19 protein-coding genes are annotated in these 21868 nt (G+C 45.6%); 10 read left to right on the forward strand and 9 right to left on the reverse strand.

The annotated features are described in order from the left end of the window. Window positions 1–127 precede the first annotated feature (127 nt). Window positions 128–571 (forward strand): retroviral-like aspartic protease family protein, encoded by a 444-nt coding sequence (locus tag PMG25_RS09285; RefSeq protein ID WP_283766618.1) that lies wholly within the window; start codon window positions 128–130, stop codon window positions 569–571. Between the two features lie 491 nt (window positions 572–1062). Here the strand turns inward: PMG25_RS09285 and PMG25_RS09290 are convergent, their stop codons facing one another. From PMG25_RS09290 to PMG25_RS09315, 6 genes are all read right to left on the reverse strand, one after another. Continuing rightward, complete coding sequence (locus PMG25_RS09290) at window positions 1063–1296, reverse strand: hypothetical protein (protein ID WP_283766619.1); 234 nt, start codon at window positions 1294–1296, stop codon at window positions 1063–1065. 50 nt (window positions 1297–1346) lie between these two features. Beyond that, window positions 1347–2282 carry a Nif11-like leader peptide family natural product precursor gene (locus PMG25_RS09295; RefSeq protein WP_283766620.1) on the reverse strand — a complete coding sequence of 312 codons (936 nt, stop codon included), beginning with the start codon at window positions 2280–2282 and terminating at the stop codon, window positions 1347–1349. A gap of 59 nt (window positions 2283–2341) precedes the next feature. Further along, a complete protein-coding gene (locus PMG25_RS09300) occupies window positions 2342–3055 on the reverse strand; it encodes a hypothetical protein (RefSeq protein WP_283766621.1) in 714 nt (237 codons plus the stop codon). 57 nt (window positions 3056–3112) lie between these two features. Further along, a complete protein-coding gene (locus PMG25_RS09305) occupies window positions 3113–6367 on the reverse strand; it encodes a type 2 lanthipeptide synthetase LanM family protein (RefSeq protein ID WP_283766622.1) in 3255 nt (1084 codons plus the stop codon). 137 nt (window positions 6368–6504) lie between these two features. After that, complete coding sequence (locus tag PMG25_RS09310; RefSeq protein WP_283766623.1) at window positions 6505–6792, reverse strand: cinnamycin family lantibiotic; 288 nt, start codon at window positions 6790–6792, stop codon at window positions 6505–6507. A gap of 84 nt (window positions 6793–6876) precedes the next feature. After that, a complete protein-coding gene (locus PMG25_RS09315; protein WP_430540955.1) occupies window positions 6877–8187 on the reverse strand; it encodes an ABC transporter substrate-binding protein in 1311 nt (436 codons plus the stop codon). Between the two features lie 248 nt (window positions 8188–8435). Between PMG25_RS09315 and PMG25_RS09320 the strand changes: the two genes are divergently transcribed. The 7 genes from PMG25_RS09320 to PMG25_RS09350 all read left to right on the forward strand — a co-directional run bounded on the left by PMG25_RS09320 (window position 8436) and on the right by PMG25_RS09350 (window position 17288). Continuing rightward, on the forward strand, window positions 8436–9188 hold the full coding sequence (locus PMG25_RS09320) for a peptidylprolyl isomerase (RefSeq protein ID WP_283766625.1): 753 nt from the start codon (window positions 8436–8438) through the stop codon (window positions 9186–9188). A gap of 43 nt (window positions 9189–9231) precedes the next feature. Continuing rightward, window positions 9232–12312 carry a peptidase domain-containing ABC transporter gene (locus tag PMG25_RS09325; protein ID WP_283766626.1) on the forward strand — a complete coding sequence of 1027 codons (3081 nt, stop codon included), beginning with the start codon at window positions 9232–9234 and terminating at the stop codon, window positions 12310–12312. Window positions 12313–12384: 72 nt separating this feature from the next. Then, window positions 12385–13881, forward strand: a complete 1497-nt coding sequence (locus tag PMG25_RS09330) for a beta-barrel domain-containing protein (RefSeq protein ID WP_283766627.1) — start codon at window positions 12385–12387, stop codon at window positions 13879–13881. A 423-nt stretch (window positions 13882–14304) separates the two neighbouring features. Next, a complete protein-coding gene (gene rfbC, locus PMG25_RS09335) occupies window positions 14305–14853 on the forward strand; it encodes a dTDP-4-dehydrorhamnose 3,5-epimerase (RefSeq protein WP_283766628.1) in 549 nt (182 codons plus the stop codon). Next, window positions 14850–15737: a dTDP-4-dehydrorhamnose reductase gene (gene rfbD / locus PMG25_RS09340; RefSeq protein ID WP_283766629.1), complete on the forward strand. Its 888-nt coding sequence runs from the start codon at window positions 14850–14852 to the stop codon at window positions 15735–15737. Before rfbC ends, rfbD begins: the two co-directional genes overlap by 4 nt. Window positions 15738–15748: 11 nt before the next feature. Then, window positions 15749–15997, forward strand: coding sequence for a hypothetical protein (locus tag PMG25_RS09345; RefSeq protein WP_283766630.1), 249 nt, complete (start codon window positions 15749–15751; stop codon window positions 15995–15997). A gap of 217 nt (window positions 15998–16214) precedes the next feature. Then, entirely contained in the window at window positions 16215–17288 is a 1074-nt protein-coding gene (locus PMG25_RS09350) for a glucose-1-phosphate thymidylyltransferase (protein WP_283766631.1), read from the forward strand. A gap of 130 nt (window positions 17289–17418) precedes the next feature. Here PMG25_RS09350 and PMG25_RS09355 read toward each other — a convergent pair whose 3' ends face one another. From PMG25_RS09355 to PMG25_RS09365, 3 genes are read right to left on the reverse strand one after another with little or no spacing between them, the layout of a single operon-like run. Further along, window positions 17419–17703, reverse strand: a complete 285-nt coding sequence (locus PMG25_RS09355) for a hypothetical protein (RefSeq protein ID WP_283766632.1) — start codon at window positions 17701–17703, stop codon at window positions 17419–17421. 22 nt (window positions 17704–17725) lie between these two features. Beyond that, the gene (locus PMG25_RS09360) at window positions 17726–18754 is read right to left on the reverse strand and encodes an ABC transporter permease (protein WP_283766633.1); all 1029 of its coding nucleotides are present in this window, start codon (window positions 18752–18754) and stop codon (window positions 17726–17728) included. Between the two features lie 52 nt (window positions 18755–18806). Then, complete coding sequence (locus tag PMG25_RS09365) at window positions 18807–19328, reverse strand: adenine phosphoribosyltransferase (RefSeq protein ID WP_283766634.1); 522 nt, start codon at window positions 19326–19328, stop codon at window positions 18807–18809. Between the two features lie 323 nt (window positions 19329–19651). On the opposite strand from PMG25_RS09365, the gene PMG25_RS09370 reads away from it, so the two are divergent. Beyond that, window positions 19652–20257: a DUF3038 domain-containing protein gene (locus PMG25_RS09370; RefSeq protein WP_283766635.1), complete on the forward strand. Its 606-nt coding sequence runs from the start codon at window positions 19652–19654 to the stop codon at window positions 20255–20257. Next, on the forward strand, window positions 20254–21747 hold the full coding sequence (locus PMG25_RS09375) for a DUF4335 domain-containing protein (protein WP_283766636.1): 1494 nt from the start codon (window positions 20254–20256) through the stop codon (window positions 21745–21747). The genes PMG25_RS09370 and PMG25_RS09375 overlap by 4 nt, the downstream gene beginning before the upstream one ends. The last annotated feature ends 121 nt before the right edge of the window (window positions 21748–21868 follow it).

The raw sequence follows: 21868 nt of genomic DNA on the forward strand, positions 1-21868 counted from the left end.
AACCCCCTGCTTTTTAAGGGGGATTTTCCGCAAGCGGACATGAAAGGGGGATCAAGATGTCCCACATAACAGCGAAAACTGCTGTATCCAGTAGTCATCATTACGGTAGTGTAAGAGAGAAAACGTTATGAATCCATCCACTCAAACCCCCATGGGAAAAGTTGAAACGACCTTAAAAGTAGCCAATCGCGCCGATGAGTCTGCGGCAACGCGAGGGTACATTACTCCAGAAGAAGTGCGATCAATGACGCTGACGGAGGTTCTCGTGGATACGGGAGCTACGTTATTGTGTTTACCTTCAGAGGTAATTGCCACTTTAGGATTGGAATTGCTTAAGGAAGTGAATGTCGCCACAGCCACGGGATTGAGTAAAGCGCGAATCTTTCGTGATGCGTCTATTTGTATTATGGGGCGCGAGGGAACGTTTGAATGTTTGGAATTGCCAGGAGGAAGGGAGCCGTTAATTGGGGTGGTTCCTTTGGAGACATTGGGGATAGAGTTGGATTTAAGGAATCAGAAGTTGAAGTTGTTGCCTGACGATTCAATGGATACTTATTTAACGATTTTGTAAGGCTGATGGTATAGCAAAGCAATTGTAAGGTGGGCAGGATATGGTTTTAGAATGTGAATCAAATGGCTTATTCTCCTGCCCACCCTACCCGCTATAGAAATCATTCCGCCTATGGTCATTAATAGATTACTTGATTAGCAACAAAAATATATCAATCTTGTCGATCGTCATAATTTTGACTGAATATCTTTTTCAACGACATTCTCACTAATAAAACAATAAGTTCATACGAACCTATGATGATAGCCATAGATAAAAGCGTGATCAACAATGAGTAACTCCAATTTGTATTGGGTTCAGAACTTAATAGTTCCTTTTTGTATTCATCAAATTCCGACAAATATTCAGCTTCCGTCAGTTCTAGTCCTTTCGTATATTGAGATTCACTATATTGCACAAAAAAAAATGTGACAATCAGTGTAATTAACATCAATACTATGAATCTCGAAAATAAAAAATACATATTTTTTCCTGTCATTTTTCAACACCCTTCAAGTCATACTTGCTGCTGCAACAAGACCACCTATTAATCCTGTAAGAACTGCAATTATTGATTCTAGTTTATTTTCTTGTTCAGAAAATATTAACCACACAATATAGATGAATACTACTATTACCAAAATACCTACCAGAAATTCTATGCCTTCTTTAGCCATTGAGAAAGCTCCAACACTAGAAATAAATGTGAATAATGTCTTCCCTAAGTAACCAAGAAAATTTTTCATTTTTTGACTTCTCTAAATTATTCATTTAATATGATATCATAATTTAATAATTATGATATAGACAATCGTTCCATCCAATTATCAGGAACCACAAATCCAAAACTCCACCGATTCAATTGGGTTGGATTGACAATGCAATGCCAAAAAAGTTTCTCTGGCTTTTGCTCTATCTTGAAAAATCTCACAGTTTTAGGTTTTTCATAAAGTGTTACTAACTCCTTATTCTCTGGGTTTAAATATCGAAAAAAAGATTTTTTATCTTTGGAAAAATAATCAAAATCAATTATGTACATTCTCCATCCTGGTTGATTTTCATTAGTGTGCCATATTCTATAACCATTTGGTGGATACCATAAACTCCCTGAAAATCGAACTGGCGATCCAAAAATATTGTTTAAGCGTTTAATTAGCCTGACTTTGGCTGTCAAATAATCGTCATAAAGCGGATGATTGATATGCAAATCCAAATTAATCAAGTGAAAGTGACGCTGGGTATATTCTGGTTCATCTGACAAATTGTTTCCAGTTAAAACTGAGTTAGTTATTTCATGATACTGACCTTGAAACTCTGGTGATACCGGAGACACAGATGCAAAATTAAAATCCTCTTGACGAAAGCTTTTTTCATACAAATCTATATCCACTGTAGGCGGTTTAATTTTAAGGTGTTCCAGATCGCTAACTACTTCGTCGAACCCTTGAAGCTTGGACAATTCAAATTCATAGTGATATAACTGAAAATCCCTGAAATCACCTCGGTCTTCAAAAGAGTTTGACAAAGCGAATGGAATCTCTTGTTTTTCCTTACCATTTTCCTTGATTAAGTCATTAGAAGCTCGATCGATATCTTCGAGAGTGAAACAATATCCGTACTGTTTTCCTAAGTGGACTATTTCTTGAGGATTAGTCATAGCACTAATCTTGGTTTGTAACTCCTCTGTTTCTAGAATTGCTTGATAAAATTTTAATCCGTCTTTATTTGACATAGGTTTAACTCGGTAAAAAATAATAAATTACTAAATAACAGTAACATAATAATTGACAACTATTGGTCATTTGCAGAAGTTATTGCTTTTCTGAATGCCAATGTTCTCTCTTGATAAATTTTTCTATTTTCAAAGGCTAATGACAAATTGATTCGGTATGATTCTTTTTGGGTATTGACAAAATTAAATATATCTGTTTTGTGAAAAGTTCTAGCATCAAACAAAAGCGCTCGATTATAGCGATAATTAACTATTGCTGGCTCACATTTGGTATGTTTTTTAAAATATTCTTCTGACCAAAGATAAGTTAAAGAAGCATCATCAGAACGATCGCACCCCCGTTTTACATCAAAGAAAATTAGACCCCCGTTAGAAGGATCGAGGTTATATTCTTCAGGTGTCAACCAGATATTTACCGTTACAGAACCAATATCCGAGTGGATTTTCCCCGATGAATTATTGGGATACATCAGCGCCCAATGTTCCACAAGGTCGTAATTTGAAAAGACAACCGGCAAAGAATCTTTAATAGCTTCGGCGATCGCAAAAATGGTTTGAATATCGGGTTCCATATTGCTAAGTAAAGGTTGTTCGGTAGACTTCTGTAAGCACCATCCCTGATGATCCAGTAATTCTTGATGTAGTTTCTGGCAAATAACTGGATTGAGAAAATCGTCCATGACAGCATAATTGTAGGGAGAAGAAGCTTGATAGGCTTCTAATACTGATTCCCAGTCCCGCGATGCGATAACTTCTTGACCTTCTTGACCCATAACTTCTCCTTTTTCAGTTCAATGAATTTTTAACTTTAATTCAAATTGTTAGGTGTCTTAATTCAATTTCGGCGATGGTTCCAGGAGTAGAGGTGACGGAATTCGATCTGGATAAGCTAAACGCAAAAAGTGCATCCCAATCCCTGCTAATCCTAGCATCAAACCAGGATATATATCAGTCCCACCACCACCACAAATCCAATGACCAGCTTTTTCAAAGTTACGCCATTGTGCTTGAGCTTGTACATTGGCTTCCATCTGCAAATACGGTTCTTCTCTCAGCTTGGCAAATTGCAAAAACACTTCACCATTACCAGCCTTGCCATGACACAGAGAATCGTTTCCCAGCTTCTCAAAATTACGCAAAGTAGCATTTAAAGCCATGTAAGCATCACGCAAAATATCATCGTCCGTTTTTCCTAAAATAGCCCAACTCGCAATGCGACTCAAACCAATTCCCGCAGCACCGTTGCACCAGGCATTCGCAAAATGTGGTTTATTTAAATTGGTGTCCATCATTGATGTACGAAGATCGTACCAATCATGCTCATTTGGATCTAAATGGATAGCTTCATAGGCAAACGCTTGACGGCCTGCGGCAATATATTCCGATTTATTTGTATAACACCCAAGCAAAATTAGCGTCCAACCAACCCCACCTGCACCATGAGAAAACCCAGTCAAATTCCTTTGCGCTAACTCCGATACATGGTGAGACCAACTGAGGGTATTGTTGTTAACAGTTGCGTGTTTTAGTAAGTGTTGAGCGCACCGATGGGCGCAATCAATGCCTTTACCAGAAGTCGCTTCTGCTAAATTCACCATTACAGGAATAATCCCGGCAACACCTTGCAGAACATCGAAATACCGATCTTGACTAATATTCGGTATTAACTCATCAACTAAATCGACAGCTAGATTCAGCAGGTACGGTTGCTCCCAAAGTTGAGCTAAATGCGTTAACAGATAAATTAATCCAGCTTTACCCTGGTATGCCCCAATCATAACTTTGTTGCGATGCTCGATAGAGTATGCCAGTGCTTTTTCTGCTGCTTGGCGAAATACTGGCCGGGGTTCAATGGCATCGAGGTATGCTAAAAATAGGCAGATTCCTGCGGTTCCTTCATACAAATCACCTCTAATATCTACAAAGCGTTTTCCCAGAGCTGTAAATTCATAAGTTTTCCAGGGAGCTTTGTTAGAGTCAGGTTCGAGGAGATCGCACAATTTTTGCCCAACTTGTTGAGCATAATTTACCGCTGATGCAATGAAATAAGGGTTATGAATTTCCTCCACAGACAAACTGGCATAAATATACTGATTTTGTCGAGTTCTGTTTTCTGTGGATAATTTATGAATTCTTTGGATCGCGTTTTCCAGTGGAGATATTTCCAAGGTATCCGGTAATGGGGTCTCGTAGTTATAAATTAACTCATGACTGCTAGTCGCTTTTGCTGTAAAAATGGGAACATCTAATTGCCACATAGCTGTTAATTCGAGTTTAGCTAGGTTTCCTTGCTTATCCCACTGTCGGCAATGTTCCGTTAAACTCTTAAACAGTAAATCTACTTCCAGAGGTTCGGCGAGGCATTTGGGGTGTTGTGCTGAAACGATTAACTTAGAATAAGCTTGCGTTCCCCAATTAATAAACCGCACTGATGAGGATGCAAATGATTCTTCAAGCTGGGCAATTGCTAGGGTCTGGTTGTTTTGAAACCAGTTATAAACTTGGTTAAACCCATCCACAATAGAGTTTTTATGGTCTTGCGGCTTAACTAGCTGCCCCTGATAATAGATACGATTGTTCGTTTTGCCCTCAACAACAACATCCGTTTTATATTCCACTGCTGGGGCTAATGACATCCGGCAATTATTAATTCGGGGTACGGGAAAGGATACCTGATAAGATTCTCCTCCAGCGTAAGCACCTGTCTTTATCTCATTGCTGGCATCAGCTTTATTGGTACGAGGCCATTCTAGCATAGCGGTTTTGAATACCGAGTCAAACACGGTATCCGAAAATTTATCCCGGTTTTTGAGTACGACTTCTAATACGGTTTCACAGTCACAAATAAAAGCATTACCGTCAGCAACGAGAATATTTTCATAGTGGATATCGCTGCCACCCAGAATGTGGAATATGGCTAAATATCCCCCAAGTTGACGATAGAATAAATCTATTTCCCGTTCGGATTGGATGTTGTTTTTACCACCAGGAATAAACTCAGCGTAACCATAGTCTTGTTTACAAAGAAGTTTATAAGTGCCAAACTTAATCACATTACGATCGGTCAAATTCTCCAGAAAACTTTGCATTCCTGCTTCCGATTGAATGCAACGAGGCTTATAAACGATAGTAGCTGCTTCCGAATGGTTTAGTTCTAGTTCAACGAAAATGACGCTCTTACCACCAGCATGAGTATCGGATTTACCCAGTTTTAAAGATTTGATTTGAGTAATCGATCTACCATCAAAAAATCTATCACTTATTTCGCAGCGATCGCTAGTCAACCGCTGAATCACTTCTTCCCCAATCTGGCTTAAAAACTCGGTGACTTGAGCTAACCAGCGCCCTAACACAGGAAACTTGCAATAAAATCGATGATAATCGTACCAATTATCAAAGGTCTTGTTTAGATAATCAATATAGGCATCGCGATCGTTAACAGATTTGGCGATTTTGTTTTGAGCGCAGTAAACTTTGATATCTGCTTCTAAAGCCCAAGCTAATGCCAGTTCCAGGCGATCGAGCAAATGCAATTGAATATCAGCGATCGCTTGCTTATTAATTGTGTAAGTGCTTTGATCTAAATTAATTTCCTGACAGACAGCTTGCAGCTTTTTACTTAACAACCTTAAAAAGGGTTCGGCGACTTTGGCATACTTTCCGTAGTAAATATCTGGCTTGCACCAGCAACTTTCGGAAAAATCATCTTTTGGAAACTCCATTGTTTCCAGCGCTTCTTTATATACTTTTAACCAGTTACGATGAGGTTTGAGCAACTCTTCTCTATCTTCCTGGGACAAACTTGATAAATTTAATTCATATAATTTATAGTCATTTAAACATTGTTTTATTTCTTGGATTATTGACCCTTGTTCAACGCTACCTTTTTCGTAAGATTCCTTGACTGGCTGCACTGCTAATTTGCTTGCCACTTTATCAATTTTCCAGATATCTAAAGGGGTCAGCTTCGTCGTACATCTAGTCTGGCTATTGTTACGACATTTTAAACTTTCAACGATCTGACGGCGCTCATGCCAGTTGCTGGTGCGAGCAGCTACTTCCAGGAGTAAAGACCAATAGAACATCGATATAATGTTATTTAAATTTAATTCTTGCAGTTTTTCACCAGTTCGGCAAAACTTCCTAGAAAACAGGTTAGCAGCACATAAACAATTGTGATACTAACCTGGAAATCCTTTCTTAGGCTCGTCCAAAAGCCAAATCACTTAGTTGTGTTACCATCGCATACAATGGTTATTGGGCCCTTATTACAGCTAGTCCCACATTGAGCAGCAATGTTCAGTTCTCCCAAAGCATCGTCGAACCACTCGAAAAACGACTCATCTTGCTGCTCTACGGATGTAGGGATGGCAAGTTCTGTATCCGATGAAAGACCAAATGCTTCCGGATTTTTTAACAGTTCGCTGCGAAATTCCGCATCTACTGCTGCTTGGTTTAATAGCTGTTCTAAGTAGTTACTTGGACTGTGTTCAATTAGAATAGTAGTCATGTAGCTACCTCAAAATCCATGAATTTTTCTAACTTACGTTCATTTTATCACACTTAAGGCTTTCCCGCTACCCTCCCCATCTCCCTATCCCCCACCCCTACTCAACAGGGCGCGAGTTTCTTTCGCTGCCAATTCCATGGCTCTCTGGGGTGTTTCTCGACCGGTTAGAGCGGCGCTCAGATAGCGTTGCAGAATGTCTGAGGCTTGGGCATATTGGGGAATGGGAGGACGCAACACCGAGTTATCGAGGACGGGGAGCAAGCGGGGGAGATGATTCGATTCAGTGATTAATTGACTATCATAAAAGAGCGATCGCCGAGCGGGAACATATCCGGTTTGCTGAAAATATTGGCGCTGTACGTCTGGCTGGTTAAAATACTCGATCACTTGCCAAGCTGCATCGGGATGTTGAGACGATTTAGCCATGCCTAAACCCCAACCCCCTAAACACGCGCCCCCCTGATTTGGGGGAGTATGCATCATCGGTTTAATGGCAAATTTGCCCGCCAAATCCGAATCCGAAGCCAGGGAATACACATAGGGCCAATTGCGTAAAAAAGCTGCTTTGCCATTCTGAAACAGGCGGCGGGTTTCTTCTTCCGAATAAGTGGTTACCCCTGGAGGCGAAATCCCTTCTGCTAGAGTATCGCGCAAAAACTCAACTGCGGCGATCGCCTGAGCTTCATCTAATCCCACCGCTTGCGTTTCCGGATCGATCCAAAATCCCCCATATCCAGCCAGAATTTCCGTAAACATGGCCGACAACCCTTCATACTGTTTCCCCTGCCAAACATAGCCCCATTCCACTAAATTGCGCTCCTGTAGGGTTTTGGAGATTGCCATCAGATCGGCAAACGTTTCTGGAGGTTGTGCCCCAATTTGCGCCAATAAATCCCGGCGATAGTAGAGCATTCCCCCATCGGTTTGAAAGGGGATGCGGTAGAGCTTCCCTTGATAGCGTCCCCCCTCAATATCCCCCTGCAAATAAACATTTAACTGTTCTGGAGTCATGCGATCCGATAAATCCGCCAACCATCCCGCAGCCGCAAATTTTTGTACCCAGACAATATCCATATAGACCAAATCATAGGGAGAATCTCCCAATAAAAAGGCGGAAGTATAGAGATCTTCGACTAAATTGGTATTATTGGGGCCCTTAACCACCTCTAACTGAATATCGGAGTGAGTTTGGTTAAACTGAGTTACTAGGGGTTGCCAGTGGGTGGCATCGATCGCCTGAATGAGAACCGCAACCGTTACGGGAGATTGGGGAAAGACGGGAAAACCCAAGACACCTACAATACCTAACCAGAAGGCGATCGCCCCTCCTATTCCATAGACCCCTAATCTGGAATTGCTCAACCAGCGCTTGACTCTAACTCTAATATGACTCATGTAAACCATAATCAACCTGATCAAATGTCTCCTTCTCATTCCCCCATTCCCCCACCTCCCTATCCCATTCCCGTCTCCAATTGACACTGAATCGCGATCGGGATGCTATCCTATTTTGGAAGTCTGTATCATTAAAAAAACTAAAGGGGATATCCTTCCCTTAACCGGAACTGTCCCCGTGACAGCCGGGGGATGTGAGGAAACTGTTCCCATTCAATTTAACCGCGATCGCTTATCGATGAGAACCAATGGTAGAAATCCTACAAGTCGGCAACCGAGTCATTCAGACGGACGAAATTTTAAACTTACTCACTCGCTATCAATTAATGCCCCATGTGGTACGGGGGTTAGTCATTGATGGGGCGATCGCCGATTACTCTTGCACCCCCGAAGAAATCGAAGCGGCTCTCAAATCCGTCCACGGTCAGCTCAAGTTTACCACCCCGGAAGACAAAACCGCTTGGCTGGAAAATCAGGGCATGAATGCCGAACAATTCCAAGAAATCACCATCCGTCCCCTGCTGATCGAGAAATTTAAACAAGCCAAATGGGGAAACAAAGTAGAATCCTACTTTCTCAGTCGCAAAACCCACCTCGATCAAGTGGTCTATTCCCTGATTCGCACCAAAGACCTGGGATTAGCCCAAGAAGTCTACTTTCGCATTCAAGAAGAAGAAGAAAGCTTTGCCGATCTCGCTCGCGAATACTCCCAAGGGCCGGAGAGCCATACAGGAGGCGTGTTAGGGCCGGTCTCCGTTGCTACTCCTCACCCGATCTTAGCCAAACTGCTCTCCATTTCTCAACCGGGCCAACTCTGGCCGCCTCGGAATTTAGGAGAATGGTATGTTATTGTCCGATTGGAAAAGTTCATTCCTGCCAAATTTGATGATGCCATGAGACGACAGCTCATTGATGAATTGTTTGAACTCTGGATGCGAGAAGAAGTCCAAAAACTAGGGCCCATCCGCTCCCTCTGGTCATCCGATAAACAAGAAACCTGATGCAACCGAGTTTTTAATTTCTAATTTTTAATTTTTAATTGATATGACCCAAGCTGTCTCGCCTTCTCAAATCCAAGGATTTTTAGCGAAAATACCGCCCTTCGATCAGTTGCATCCCAGTACCCTAGAGCAACTGACCTCTGGGTGTAAACTGTTGCGCTATGCGATCGGGCAACCGATTATCATTCGGGAAAAAGTGCCCGCCCAAGTTTCCATCCTTTATCAAGGTCAAGTGCGGATTTTAGGCTATGACCAACGGCGACAAACCACGGTGAGCTTAAAACGGGCTGAACCGGGGGAGGTGATGGGATGGGCGAGTTTGCTGCGCCAGAGTGGGTGTGAAACGGCCCTGGCTTCTACGGAAGTTATTTGTATTACTTTAGATGCCCAAGACTTTCTGCGCTTAATCGACCAGGAACCCCAATTTAGGGAGAGCCTAGGTCAACAAGTATCCCTGAGTGAGGTTTTTGAGCTGCTGAGTGTGGAACTGGGGCGCAGAGCGGATGGCGCAGCCGACTTAAAAGAACTGACCTTTAAGGCGATCGCCAATGCCACAGCCGTTAACCTGCCCTCTGGCAACCTGCAAGTCAGGGATTTGATTAATACCCTCAATCCCTCCCGCCTCTGGCTCGTCAGTAGTGGAACCGTAGGCGACTTTACCGCCGGCTCAAATGTCCCCCTGGATGACCTGGCCGAACAACCCAATCAAAGACTACCCATTAAAGGCAGATGGGGAGCCAGATTATTAGGGGTTGACCTCTTCCAAGAAACAGAAGACCCCATTGCCCCTCCCACGGGGCCCCAGACGGCTTCACCCGCTCCAGTCAAGCCCCCCCTGAAAAAAGCCCCCATTAGCACCCTATCCCCCAGAAAACGGCTGGAGGAAGAAGACAGTGGCCTCGATATCAGCCGCGCTCCGGAAAATATCCCAGAATTAGAACAGACCAGTGGCGATCGCATCAGCTATCCCTTTATACGCGGCAAAGGCGAAATCGATGCCCCCATGGCCTGCTTCAAGATGTTGAGCCAGTTCATGAAAGTCTCCTTCCGTCGGGATGTGATTCGCAAAGTCCTGGAAAATCAACTGCGAAGTACCGGTCAAATCTCCCTAACCGTTTGTGGGGCGATCGCCGAAATGATGGGTCTCCAAGCCCAAATGGTACAACTGCCCGCCGCCTCCATCAACCGCATCAAAGGCCCCGCCATGATTCCCTGGGGGCAAAGCTTTGCCATCCTCTACCGGATCAACGAGCGGGAAGTCGTCATGGCAGTGCCCGAAAAAGGCATAACCCGCAGACGAGTGGCCGACTTTGCCGAAGAATGGGGCGTAGTTCAAGGCTCGGTGCTGCTGCTCCAGTCCCCCCCAGACCGACAACGGGAAAAATTTGGTCTCAGTTGGTTTGTTCCTGCCCTAATTAAATATCGGGGCATCCTGATCCAAGTCTTTATCGCCTCCTTCTTTGTACAGCTCTTTGGTCTGGCGAACCCCCTGATCACCCAGGTGATTATCGATAAAGTCCTGGTGCAGCGCAGTATCGACACCCTAGATATTTTGGGACTCTTCCTCCTAGGGGTAGCCATCTTTGAAGCCATCCTTACCCTGCTCAGAACCTATCTCTTTGTCGATACCACCAACCGCATTGACCTCGGTCTCGGTTCAGAAGTCATTGCCCATCTGCTCCGGCTGCCCCTAGAATACTTCGATCGCCGCCGGGTCGGGGAACTAGCCGGTCGGATTAACGAGTTAGAAAATATCCGCCAATTTCTCACCGGAACCGCCCTCACCGTCGTTCTAGATGCCGTTTTCTCCGTCGTCTACATCGCGGTGATGTTCATTTATAGCTGGCAGCTCTCCCTGGTTGCCCTAGCTACCGTTCCCCTGTTTGCCCTAGTCACCATTGTCGCCTCCCCCATTGTCCGCCGCCAACTGCGCCACAAAGCCGAACGCTACGCCGATGTGCAATCCTATCTGGTGGAAGTGCTATCGGGGATTCAAACCGTTAAAGCCCAAAACATTGAGCTAAAATCTCGCTGGCAATGGCAAGAGCGCTACGCCAAATACATTAAATCTGGGTTTCGCTCCGTTCTCACCTTCAGTACCGCCGGTTCCATTAGTGGATTTCTCAATAAGCTCTCTGGGCTGTTAATTCTCTGGTTCGGGGCGCAAATGGTACTCACCACAGCCGCCACCGAAAATCCGTTTACCCTAGGACAGTTGATCGCTTTTCGGATTATTGCCGGGTATACCACCTCTCCCCTGTTGCGCCTGATTCAACTGTGGCAGAGCTTCCAGGAAACCGGGCTATCGATTGAACGACTCTCCGATGTCTTGGATGCTGCACCAGAAGCTGATGAAGCGAACCGCTCCAATATTTCTATGCCTCCCATCCATGGCGATGTGAAATATGAGGATGTGTCCTTCCGGTTTGCCACAGCCAATACCTGGCAACTGCTGAATGTGAATCTAGAGTTTCCCCAAGGTACATTTGTGGGGATTGTGGGCCAAAGTGGTTCGGGTAAGTCCACATTGATGAAACTGCTGCAACGATTGTATGAACCCGGCTCAGGGCGTATCCTGGTAGACCAGTTGGAAATTGGCAAAGTGGAACTGTACTCCCTGCGTCGCCAAATTGGGGTGGTTCTGCAAGATACGCTGTTGTTTAATGGTTCGGTGCAAGAGAATATTGCTCTAGCTAATCCTGATGCGACGGAGCAGGAAATTATTGAAGCGGCGAAGGTGGCGGTGGCTCACGAGTTTATTATGTCCTTGCCCCAAGGCTATAACACGGTTGTGGGTGAACGGGGGGCGAATTTATCCGGGGGACAACGGCAACGGATCGCGATCGCCCGTACCGTCCTGCAACGACCTCGCTTACTGATCCTGGATGAAGCCACTTCTGCTCTAGACTATGACAGTGAGCGCCAAGTGTGCCAAAATCTGGCCCAAACGTTCAAAGGAGAAACGGTTTTCTTTATTACCCACCGCTTAACTACGGTGCGGAATGCTGATGTGATTATTATGATGGATCAAGGTTCTGTTGTAGAACAGGGAACTCATGATGAACTGATGGCTCTTAAAGGACGGTATTACTGTCTATTTGAGCAACAGGATTCCCAGTTGTAGATCAATTAAAAATTAAAAATTAAAAATTAAAAATTGATTCTACTGTACCCATACCCATTACTCATTACTCAAATGAAAACGCAAGCTAAATACACAGAAACTTATGTCGAACAGCCTATATTGCTAGAGCGGCCAGTGATTTGGTCTCAAGTCCTGGTGTGGTTGCTGTTATTGATTACGTCTTCGGGAATTGCTTGGGCGGCGATCGCCAAAATAGAGCAGGCTGTTCCGGCTCAAGGGCAACTGGAACCTCAAGGCTCGGTTAATGAAGTCAAATCGCCCACCAGTGGCATGGTGCGGGAAATTCTGATTAAAGATGGGGATGTGGTACAACAGGGTGAACTGTTAATTACGTTTGACCCCACGGCTCCCCAAGCGGATATTGAATCCCTCACCAAGCAACAAATTACTCTGCAAGAAGAAATAGAAATTTACAATCGCATCCTCTCTGGGGGAAGCATTCAAGGTGGGCCTCCAGAACTGGCCTCTTTAGCCAGTCTGCGCCAAACCCTATTGGCAGAAAATGAATACTTTAATGCCCAACTCGATGGCTATAACCCCAATCAACCGGTCAGTAGTGCCTTTAATCTAAACCAAGATCGACTGCTGAGTGCGTCTCGTGCAGAATACCAATCTAGGGTAGAAGCTGCTCGGCTGAAAATTTCGGAGTTAGACAAACAAATCAACCGCACCCAACGCCAAGCCAGTGCGATCGTGCCTCGGATAGCTAAGACCAAAGAAACCCTAGCCATTCATGAGAACACTCTAGATCGTATTCGTCCCGTCGTGGAAGAAGGGGCCCTCTCCCAACTCCAGTACGATCGCCAAGAACAGGAAGTGCTGCGCTATCAGGATGAATTGCTGGCTAGGGAAGGAGAACTCGAACAGCTCCAGCTAGAGGAACAACGGTTGCGGGTGGAACAAGCCCAATCTCAACAAGCCTTATCCAATGCGATCGCCATTTCTGCCAAAGATATCTTAACCAGAGTTGCCGATAACCAACGCCGGATCGCCGAGATCGATTCCCAACTGGCTCGCGCCAAAATTGAAACCAACAAGCGGTTAGCCGAAGTCGAAGGGGAACTGATCAAAGCCCAACAGGCCCTGGGTTATCAAGAATTACGAGCGCCCGTTAGCGGAGTAGTCTTTGATTTACAAGCCGGTACGGGCTACGTTGCCCAAGCCACAGAGCGCCTGTTGTCCATTGTTCCCAACGATGCCTTAATTGCTGAGGTTTATATCCAGAATAAAGATATTGGCTTTGTCGATGAAGGCATGGAAGTCGAGTTAGATGTCTCCTCTTTCCCCTCTTCTGAATTTGGCACGATTAGAGGAACCCTGACCTGGATCGGCTCCGATGCCCTAGAACCCACCCAAGTGCGACCTTTCTACGCATTCCCAGCCAAAATTCAGTTAGAAAAACAGTATTTTACAGTCAATGATAAGCAACTCGATTTGCAAGCGGGGATGGATATTAGTGCCAACATTAAAGTGCGGAAACGGACAGTTTTAAGTCTGTTAACCGATAAGTTTGACACCAAACTCCGCAGCTTAGAAACCGTTCGTTAACTAGGAAATAAGGGAACAAGGAATAATTAACTGATTAACTACAGCAAACCTAAATGAGTTATATAACGATTGCCCCTCATCCCCCAGCCCCTTCTCCCGCAGGCGCTGCCCTGAGCGAAGTCGAAGGGAGAAGGGGAGCAGAAGTCCCTCTCCCCGTGGGAGAGGGATTTAGGGAGAGGGCATTTCCCGTTGTACAACTCCTTTAGACTAGCTATATAGCAAACCTAAATGAGTTATATAACGATTGCCCCTCATCCCCCTACCCCCTTCTCCCGCAGGAGAAGGGGAAAGTCCCTCTCCCGTGGGAGAGGGATTGAGGGAGAGGGACTTTCCCGTTGTACAACTCCTTTAGACTAGCTATATTGCCTCCCTTGTCCCTATATCCTCCCTTTTGCCTTTTGCCTTTTGCCTTCCTTTTACCTTATGCAATGTATCCCGACAAAAATTCCCGATGTTCTGATCCTAGAACCCAAAGTTTTTGGAGACGATCGCGGTTTCTTTTTTGAAAGCTATAATCATAAACGCTTTGCCGAACTCACCGGCCAATCCGTGGAGTTTGTTCAAGATAACCATTCCCGCTCCGTTAAAGGAGTGCTAAGGGGTCTGCATTACCAAATTGAGCAGGCCCAGGGTAAGCTCGTCCGCGCTGCGGTAGGGGAAATCTTAGATGTAGCCGTGGATATCCGCAAAAGCAGCCCCCATTTTGGCCAGTGGGTAAGCTGTTTGTTAACGGCCCAAAATCACCGCCAGTTATGGATTCCACCGGGATTTGCCCATGGGTTTGTGGTGCTGTCGGAGATAGCAGAAGTGCTGTATAAAGCCAGTGATTATTATGCTCCCCAGCACGAGCGCTCCATTTTGTGGAACGATCCTGATATTGCCATCGATTGGCAGATTGAAGGGTTGGAACCCACCTTATCGGCCAAAGATCAAGCCGGTAAACTCTTGTCAGACGCTGAGGTATATTCATGACCCGAATTTTGGTAACGGGGGCCCAAGGTCAGTTGGGCCAAGAGTTGGTCAAGGTGTTGAAACCCTTGGGAGAGGTGACGGGAATCGATCGCCAGGAACTGGATTTAACCGAGTTTGACCAGGTAGAAGCCTTTTGGCAAGACTTGCAACCGGAGATTGTGGTGCATGGAGCAGCCTATACCGCAGTGGATAAGGCTGAAGAAGATGCCGATCTGGCCATGCAAGTCAATGGGGAAGCACCGGGACAATTAGCCCGTTTAGCAGCCGCTTCTGGCGCAAAGTTAATCCATATTTCTACGGATTATGTATTTGATGGCGGTAAAAATCAGCCCTATTTGGAAACCGATTTAACTAACCCCTTAAGCTCCTATGGGCGATCGAAGTTGCGGGGGGAAGAGCTTGTACAAGAGAGTGGCGCAACCTTTGCCATCCTGAGAACGGCTTGGGTGTATGGGAATGGGATGACGGGTAATTTCGTCAAAACCATGCTCCGCCTGGGTCAAGAGCGAGAAGAGTTGCGCGTGGTCTACGATCAGGTCGGTTCGCCGACTTGGACGGTAGATTTAGCGGGGGCGATCGCCCAATTGATTCCCAAGCTGAACCCGGAAACTGTAGGTATCTATCATTACACAAACGCGGGTGTGACCAGTTGGTATGATTTTGCGATCGCCATTTTTGAAGAAGCCCAAAAGTTAGGCATTCCCCTAAAAATTAAACGAGTGCTTCCCATTACCACCGATCAATATCCCACTCCCGCAAAACGTCCCGCTTACTCCGTTCTTTCAGGTCAAAAACTCGCTGATCTCCTGGGAAACCCTGCCCCCCACTGGCGCGAAAGTTTGCAGAAAATGTTAGCCGAATATGCCGAAAACTTAGTGTATTAGGGGTAATTTTTATGAGTCAATATTTTAAAACATCTGCACCTCGACTCCGCTCGGTAACAACTTTTCAAAAAGTGATTGAGGAGATAGAAACCTTCTCTTTGGAAGATCAAGAAATTCTCCTCGATATCCTCAATAAGCGTTTAGCAGAACAAAAGCGATCGCAATTACTCAAAGATGTTGCTGAAGCAAGATTAGAATATAGAATGGGAAATTTTCAATTGGGAACGGTAGATGAATTTTTAGCAGCATTGGACGAATAAGTTGGGTTATCTATAGCTAGTCTAAATGAGTTGTGCAAAAGGACATGCCCTCTCCCTATATCCCTCTCCCAAGGGAGAGGGACTTTTTCCCCCTTCTCCTGCGGGAGAAGGGGGTAGGGGGATGAGGGGCAGCTATTACATAACTCATTTAGGTTTGCTATATTACCCATTACCCATTACCCATTACCCATTACCCATTACCCATTAATCATTAATCATGAAAGCACTTATTTTATCTGGTGGTAAAGGCACTCGCTTACGTCCCATTACTTATACCGGAGCCAAACAATTAGTTCCTGTAGCGAATCAACCGATTTTATGGTACGGCATTCAAGGCATTGTCGCCGCCGGAATTACCGATATTGGCATTATTATTAGTCCCGAAACCGGAGAAGAAGTCAAAGCAACCACTGGAGATGGAGAACGGTTTGGCGCGAAAATCACCTATATTTTGCAGGAGAAACCCGCCGGTTTGGCCCATGCGGTAAAGGTGGCGCAGCCCTTCCTAGAAAACGACCCATTCATTATGTATTTGGGCGATAACATTATTGAAAACGACTTAACCCCATTTTTGACCCAATTTAAGGAAAACAGCCTAGATGGGCTAATTTTGCTGCGTCCGGTGTCGAATCCCAGTGCCTTTGGGGTAGCGCAAGTGGACGATCGCGGAAAAGTCTTAAAATTGGTAGAAAAACCGAAAGATCCGCCCTCAAATCTAGCCCTGGTGGGGATTTACTTCTTTTCTGCTGCCATTCATGAGGCGATCGCCAGTATCCAACCCTCGCCACGGGGTGAGCTAGAAATCACTGATGCCATTCAAGTCTTAATCGATCGCCAAACTCAGGTTGAAGCGCGTCAAATTGAAGGATGGTGGCTAGACACCGGGAAAAAAGATGACCTGTTAGAAGCCAATCGCATTATCCTCGATACCCGCTTAGAATCAGAACAGCAAGGAACCATTGACTCCCAAAGCCAAGTGATTGGTCGGGTAAGCATTGGTGCAGGCACAAAAGTGATTAATAGCACAATTCGCGGCCCTGTTGCCATTGGAGAAAATTGTCATATTGAAAACACATTTATCGGCCCCTATAGTAGTATTGCCAGTGGCACAACCTTAACGGAAGTTGATATCGAACACAGCGTGATTTTAGGAGAAGCCACCTTAGAAAACATTCAACAACGAATTGTTGATAGTGTGGTGGGTAGACGCGCTCGCTTAAATGTTGCCCCCCGTCGTCCCACAGCTCTCAGGTTTATGATTGGAGATGATTGTCAGATTGAATTGGTGTGAAACGGGTTGTGGGGAGGGCGGGTTTCCGCAAGCGGACATGAATACAAAAATAGTTGTCAGTCTATTCCCTATTCCCTATTCCCTATTCCCTATTCCCTATTCCCTAGCGCAAAGCGCTGTATCAAGTCCCCTAAAAGAATGACTCCCGCGCCATGAATTCTACCCTGGGAATTAAGGGATCTTTGACTAATCCAACGCCCTGATATCCCCAACGGTTTAAGAGAGCGCTTAATTGGGAACTTACTAAGGTTTCTACTGCAAATTTCTGGGCTAAATCGGGGGCGTGGGTGTTGAGATAACTGTAAGCTTCAAAGTCTTGTTGAAAGAGTAATATATATTGGTTATCTCCTACACGAGCAGTGATGTATTGTCCGTCGTTTTGAGAGCGAATCAGATAATAGGTTTGAAAAGCCATAGGCATTCATAGGATTGAGAATTTATTTCAGGTCTTCTAAGCGAATGCGAGGGTCAGCAAATTTTAACATCAGGTCGGCGATTAAGTTGCCGATAATGAGCATGACTGCGCCCATCATCAGACTGGCCATAATTAAGTATAAATCCTGGGATTGGACAGCACTGAGGATTAAGCGCCCTAATCCTGGCCAGTTGAAGAAAAATTCGGTAATGAAAGAACCGCTTAATAAGCTGGCAAATTCAAAGCCTAAAAGGGTGATGAGGGGGTTAATGGCATTGCGGAGGGCATGGACATAAATGACGCGATTTTCCGGTAATCCTTTGGCGCGGGCAGTGCGGATATAATCTTGGCGCAAAACGTCTAAAAATTGTCCTCTGGTGAGGCGCTGGAGTCCAGCAAATCCGGTGATGCTGAGGGCTAATACGGGTAAGATCATGTGCCAACCAATATCGAGGATTTTGCCGGGTAACGTGAGGTCAGAGAAATAAATACTGGTCATGTCTCCGACGGGTAAGAGGGGGGATACACTTTGGGCAAAAAAGAGGAGAACAAGGGCAGTCACAAAACTGGGAATTCCTTGGCCAACATAGCTGAGAACTCGTAGACTTTGATCGAGTTTGGTGTTTTGTTTGAGAGCAGCGACAATGCCTAATGGAAGGGCGATCGCCCAATTGATGGCTAGAGAGACAATCGCTAACAATAGGGTATTAGCCATCCGATCCCATAGCAGAGAGGAAACAGAGCGCTGATAGACAAAACTCCGTCCAAAATCCCCGTGTCTCAGGATACGCCAGAGCCAGCGAAAATACTGTTCATAGGCGGGTTTATCTAAGCCAAATTGTTGGGAGAGTTGTTCCAGGGTTTCAGGAGAAATCTGGGGATTTTGCCGCAGGGTATCGATATAGTTGCCAGGAGCCAGTTGGATAATGGTAAAGCTGAGGGCGGAGGCTAATAAAAGGGTGATTAATCCTTGTAAAACTCGCTTGCTAATGTAAAGGAAGACTTCATTACCCAAAAGTCCCCGGAGATTGTAGGAGAGGGTAGAGTTCATTGAATTAATTAACAATTAACAATTAACAGTGGGGAGATGGGGGGATGGGGAATTAGTATTGAATCAGGCTGGAAATGGGGACATCCGGGAGGTTTTTGCGCCCTTCCAAGGCTTCTAATTCAATGACGAAGACGAATCCGGCTAAGACGGCTCCGGCTTGCTCGATAAGTTCTGCTGTGGCTTTTGCGGTTCCACCCGTGGCAATTAAATCATCGACAACGACGACGCGATCGCCCTCTTTTAAAGCATCTTGATGCATTTCTAACTGATCTTGACCATATTCGAGATCGTAACTCTGTTGGTAAACGGGGGCTGGCAGCTTTTTCGGTTTGCGTACTGGAATAAAGCCACAATTCAATTGATACGCCACTGGTGTACCAAAAATAAAGCCCCGTGACTCCATGCCCAGAATATAGTCCGGAGAGAGTTCCCCACAGCGTTGAGCTAACAGATCGATGGTGCTGCGAAACCCTTGGGGATGCTTCAACAGGGTGGTAATATCACGAAACAAAATCCCCGGTTTCGGAAAATCGGGAATATCCCGAATCAGAGCCTGAATGTCTTGAATATCCATCATCCAATACTTCTGTGATTATCAAGTTATAGGAGTGTACGCTTCCAAATCCTAACCGATCGCCAGGCCAAATCTATAATAGAGAAGCACGCGATCGCCTCTAGGGGTTACTCTAGAACAAAGGGTGAGCAATCCGGTAATATACTATGAACTTAGCATCCTAGATGAACTCCTAAACTATTTATTAGCGATCGTGTTCCCCTTTGATGGTCTAATTAACCTGGTTCATTCGTCATCAGAGATCCTGATAGCGTACCCTGGCACTTGAACAGTTCAGCACAAGGGCAGTCGCTAACACGATTTGAATGTTTCTTGAGAACCCAATGCAAACCAACAGTCCACCCCTCAATACTACTCCCCTAATTCTGGAGAATTTGGTCGATCCGCCCCTCAATTCCCCAGAATGTCCCCGTCGTACTCGCTGGCATCTCGATCTCATTTTACTGGCTCTCGAAGCCCTCGATTTAGGTGGCTCAGAAGCCATGCTCGCCGCATCCCAAAGTCTACACCTGCAAGACATCATTCAAAATCGTGTCACTCTATGGCGCTTACGCAGCACGAACCCCTTTCGCCGTGCCCATATGCGCCGTTCTCTCAGTTTAGAAGAAGCCAAGGCATTAGTGGCGATCGCCGCTACCCTCGCCCGCAAACGCACCGTCCTCATCCGTCAACTGCTCGTTGCCTACGACCAACTCCAAGAAAGACACCTCTCTGTAGAACATCATTTTCGCCTTTCCGAATATTTGGATCGCTTCCGGGCCCATTTCCGCTCCCGTATGAACCTCAAACGCTCTGCCCTCACCCCATACCAAGACGATCAAACCCTAAATGAACTGGGCATATCCCTACTCAGTCAACTCCTATTTTGCACCGGAACCAAAGGAATGCAACGACTGTGGATCAGCTTATTTGATGGAGAAGTGGCATGAGTATCGAACGTCAATATAGTTTACCCAACTGCACCTTAACTCTTTGGGGATGGAGTGACTCCAACGAGGGCAATGCCTTAGACTTTCAAGCCTTATCCATGTTAAGCAATGTGGAATGCCACATTGCTGGAGTCAAATTAACCGGGGGCAAAGAATTTTTTGAAAGCCTCGTTTGGGCCGTTAGTTACTATGCCCAAGAAGTCCTCAGTGGAGTTTCCTATCCCCAAGACCATCTCCCCGGGCCGCAGTGGATACACTTAGAAAAAATCAGCGGCCATTACCATCGCCTCTGCATTAACCACAATACTCCCGATGCCGCAACACCCTCCCCAAATCCTCCAGAAGTTAAACTCAGCGATGTCCAACTGTTTGACCTGGTAGAAGCAGTAGATCAATTTTTCGCCGATACCCAAACCTTGCCCAGTCTTTCCTGGTCTCTAGCTCCCACCCCTAAACGCTATGTGCAAGCCTCGATTCCCGTCACGCAACGGGCGGCTCCTGCGGCCCTAGGGGTTGTAGGTTTAGCGGTTGCGGCTGGCCTATTTCTCATTATGCCTGTACCCACCATTCAACGGCCGGATACCCTAGAGGAAGTCCAACCCTCTGGTTCCTCTGAGTCTGAGGATTCCGATCCACCCATGACTTCCCCCCCTTCCACTTCCCCGAATACGGATCGAAGCCCTCAAAGTGCCAATCCTCAAGGGCGTAATGGAGAAGGGGCCTTGACCGTTTCTGACTCGACAACTGTGAATCCTTTAACCACTCGACCGAGTTCCTCACCGCCAAGGATTGAAGATATTGATACCTTAGTTGAACGTAGACCCTCAATTACCGATCCCACAGAAATCGGGATCTTAAATCGGAGATTGCATGAGGACATTGACCGAGCTTGGCAAAGTCGCGAAGATTTAGAGAACGACTTAACCTATCGAGTAGCAGTGGGACAAGATGGAGCCATTTTGGGATATCGGGGCGCAGATGCAGCCATGAGTCCCCAAGATGACCAACTGACCCCTTTGTTAGAGTTAGCTTATATTCCTACCGATGAGGGAGGAACTGAAACCGAATCTATTGCTGAGTTTAAGGTCGTGTTTCGGGAAAAAGGGGTGGTTGAGGTCAGTCCTTGGAATGGTTTTCCCCCAGGGTCTCAAAGTTTAGGCCCGGAAATTACTGATCCGTTTTTGCTCGAAAATTTGAATCAGGAACTCTACGACCAAATCGATCGGGCGCGGATTCGAGAGGCGAATTTTCCCACAGAACTGAATTATCGAGTAGCGATGCAACCTGATGGTGAGATTGCTGATTATGAAGCGCTCAATCAAGCGGCGTTTGATTATCTGGATCGGACTCCCCTACCGAGTTTACTGGAGGTGACCCAAAATAGCCGTTCTGGAGAGGAAGAAAGTTCTAATGAACCCTTAGCCCAATTTAAGGTGGTGTTTACTCCAGAAGGGATTTTACAGGTGAGTCCTTGGCGGGGATATTATTAATATTTAATCGGTACAAAGCAAGCAAACTGCTGTATCTCACAGCTCCAGAAAATCAAGATTGGGGGGTTGTTAAAGCCTTGCGGCCAAAACGATAAAAACCCCCTCTTGATCGGTCTCCTTT

Origin of the sequence: Roseofilum capinflatum BLCC-M114 (assembly GCF_030068505.1) — a bacterium.
GTDB lineage: Bacteria > Cyanobacteriota > Cyanobacteriia > Cyanobacteriales > Desertifilaceae > Roseofilum > Roseofilum capinflatum.

What these genes read in the sequence shown, in the direction of transcription:
- PMG25_RS09285 (WP_283766618.1), top strand. Translation starts at nt 128, where the DNA reads ATGAATCCATCCACTCAAACCCCCATGGGAAAAGTTGAAACGACCTTA.
- PMG25_RS09290 (WP_283766619.1), bottom strand. Translation starts at nt 1,296, where the DNA reads ATGAAAAATTTTCTTGGTTACTTAGGGAAGACATTATTCACATTTATT.
- PMG25_RS09295 (WP_283766620.1), bottom strand. Translation starts at nt 2,282, where the DNA reads ATGTCAAATAAAGACGGATTAAAATTTTATCAAGCAATTCTAGAAACA.
- PMG25_RS09300 (WP_283766621.1), bottom strand. Translation starts at nt 3,055, where the DNA reads ATGGGTCAAGAAGGTCAAGAAGTTATCGCATCGCGGGACTGGGAATCA.
- PMG25_RS09305 (WP_283766622.1), bottom strand. Translation starts at nt 6,367, where the DNA reads ATGTTCTATTGGTCTTTACTCCTGGAAGTAGCTGCTCGCACCAGCAAC.
- PMG25_RS09310 (WP_283766623.1), bottom strand. Translation starts at nt 6,792, where the DNA reads ATGACTACTATTCTAATTGAACACAGTCCAAGTAACTACTTAGAACAG.
- PMG25_RS09315 (WP_430540955.1), bottom strand. Translation starts at nt 8,187, where the DNA reads ATGAGTCATATTAGAGTTAGAGTCAAGCGCTGGTTGAGCAATTCCAGA.
- PMG25_RS09320 (WP_283766625.1), top strand. Translation starts at nt 8,436, where the DNA reads ATGGTAGAAATCCTACAAGTCGGCAACCGAGTCATTCAGACGGACGAA.
- PMG25_RS09325 (WP_283766626.1), top strand. Translation starts at nt 9,232, where the DNA reads ATGACCCAAGCTGTCTCGCCTTCTCAAATCCAAGGATTTTTAGCGAAA.
- PMG25_RS09330 (WP_283766627.1), top strand. Translation starts at nt 12,385, where the DNA reads ATGAAAACGCAAGCTAAATACACAGAAACTTATGTCGAACAGCCTATA.
- rfbC (WP_283766628.1), top strand. Translation starts at nt 14,305, where the DNA reads ATGCAATGTATCCCGACAAAAATTCCCGATGTTCTGATCCTAGAACCC.
- rfbD (WP_283766629.1), top strand. Translation starts at nt 14,850, where the DNA reads ATGACCCGAATTTTGGTAACGGGGGCCCAAGGTCAGTTGGGCCAAGAG.
- PMG25_RS09345 (WP_283766630.1), top strand. Translation starts at nt 15,749, where the DNA reads ATGAGTCAATATTTTAAAACATCTGCACCTCGACTCCGCTCGGTAACA.
- PMG25_RS09350 (WP_283766631.1), top strand. Translation starts at nt 16,215, where the DNA reads ATGAAAGCACTTATTTTATCTGGTGGTAAAGGCACTCGCTTACGTCCC.
- PMG25_RS09355 (WP_283766632.1), bottom strand. Translation starts at nt 17,703, where the DNA reads ATGGCTTTTCAAACCTATTATCTGATTCGCTCTCAAAACGACGGACAA.
- PMG25_RS09360 (WP_283766633.1), bottom strand. Translation starts at nt 18,754, where the DNA reads ATGAACTCTACCCTCTCCTACAATCTCCGGGGACTTTTGGGTAATGAA.
- PMG25_RS09365 (WP_283766634.1), bottom strand. Translation starts at nt 19,328, where the DNA reads ATGGATATTCAAGACATTCAGGCTCTGATTCGGGATATTCCCGATTTT.
- PMG25_RS09370 (WP_283766635.1), top strand. Translation starts at nt 19,652, where the DNA reads ATGCAAACCAACAGTCCACCCCTCAATACTACTCCCCTAATTCTGGAG.
- PMG25_RS09375 (WP_283766636.1), top strand. Translation starts at nt 20,254, where the DNA reads ATGAGTATCGAACGTCAATATAGTTTACCCAACTGCACCTTAACTCTT.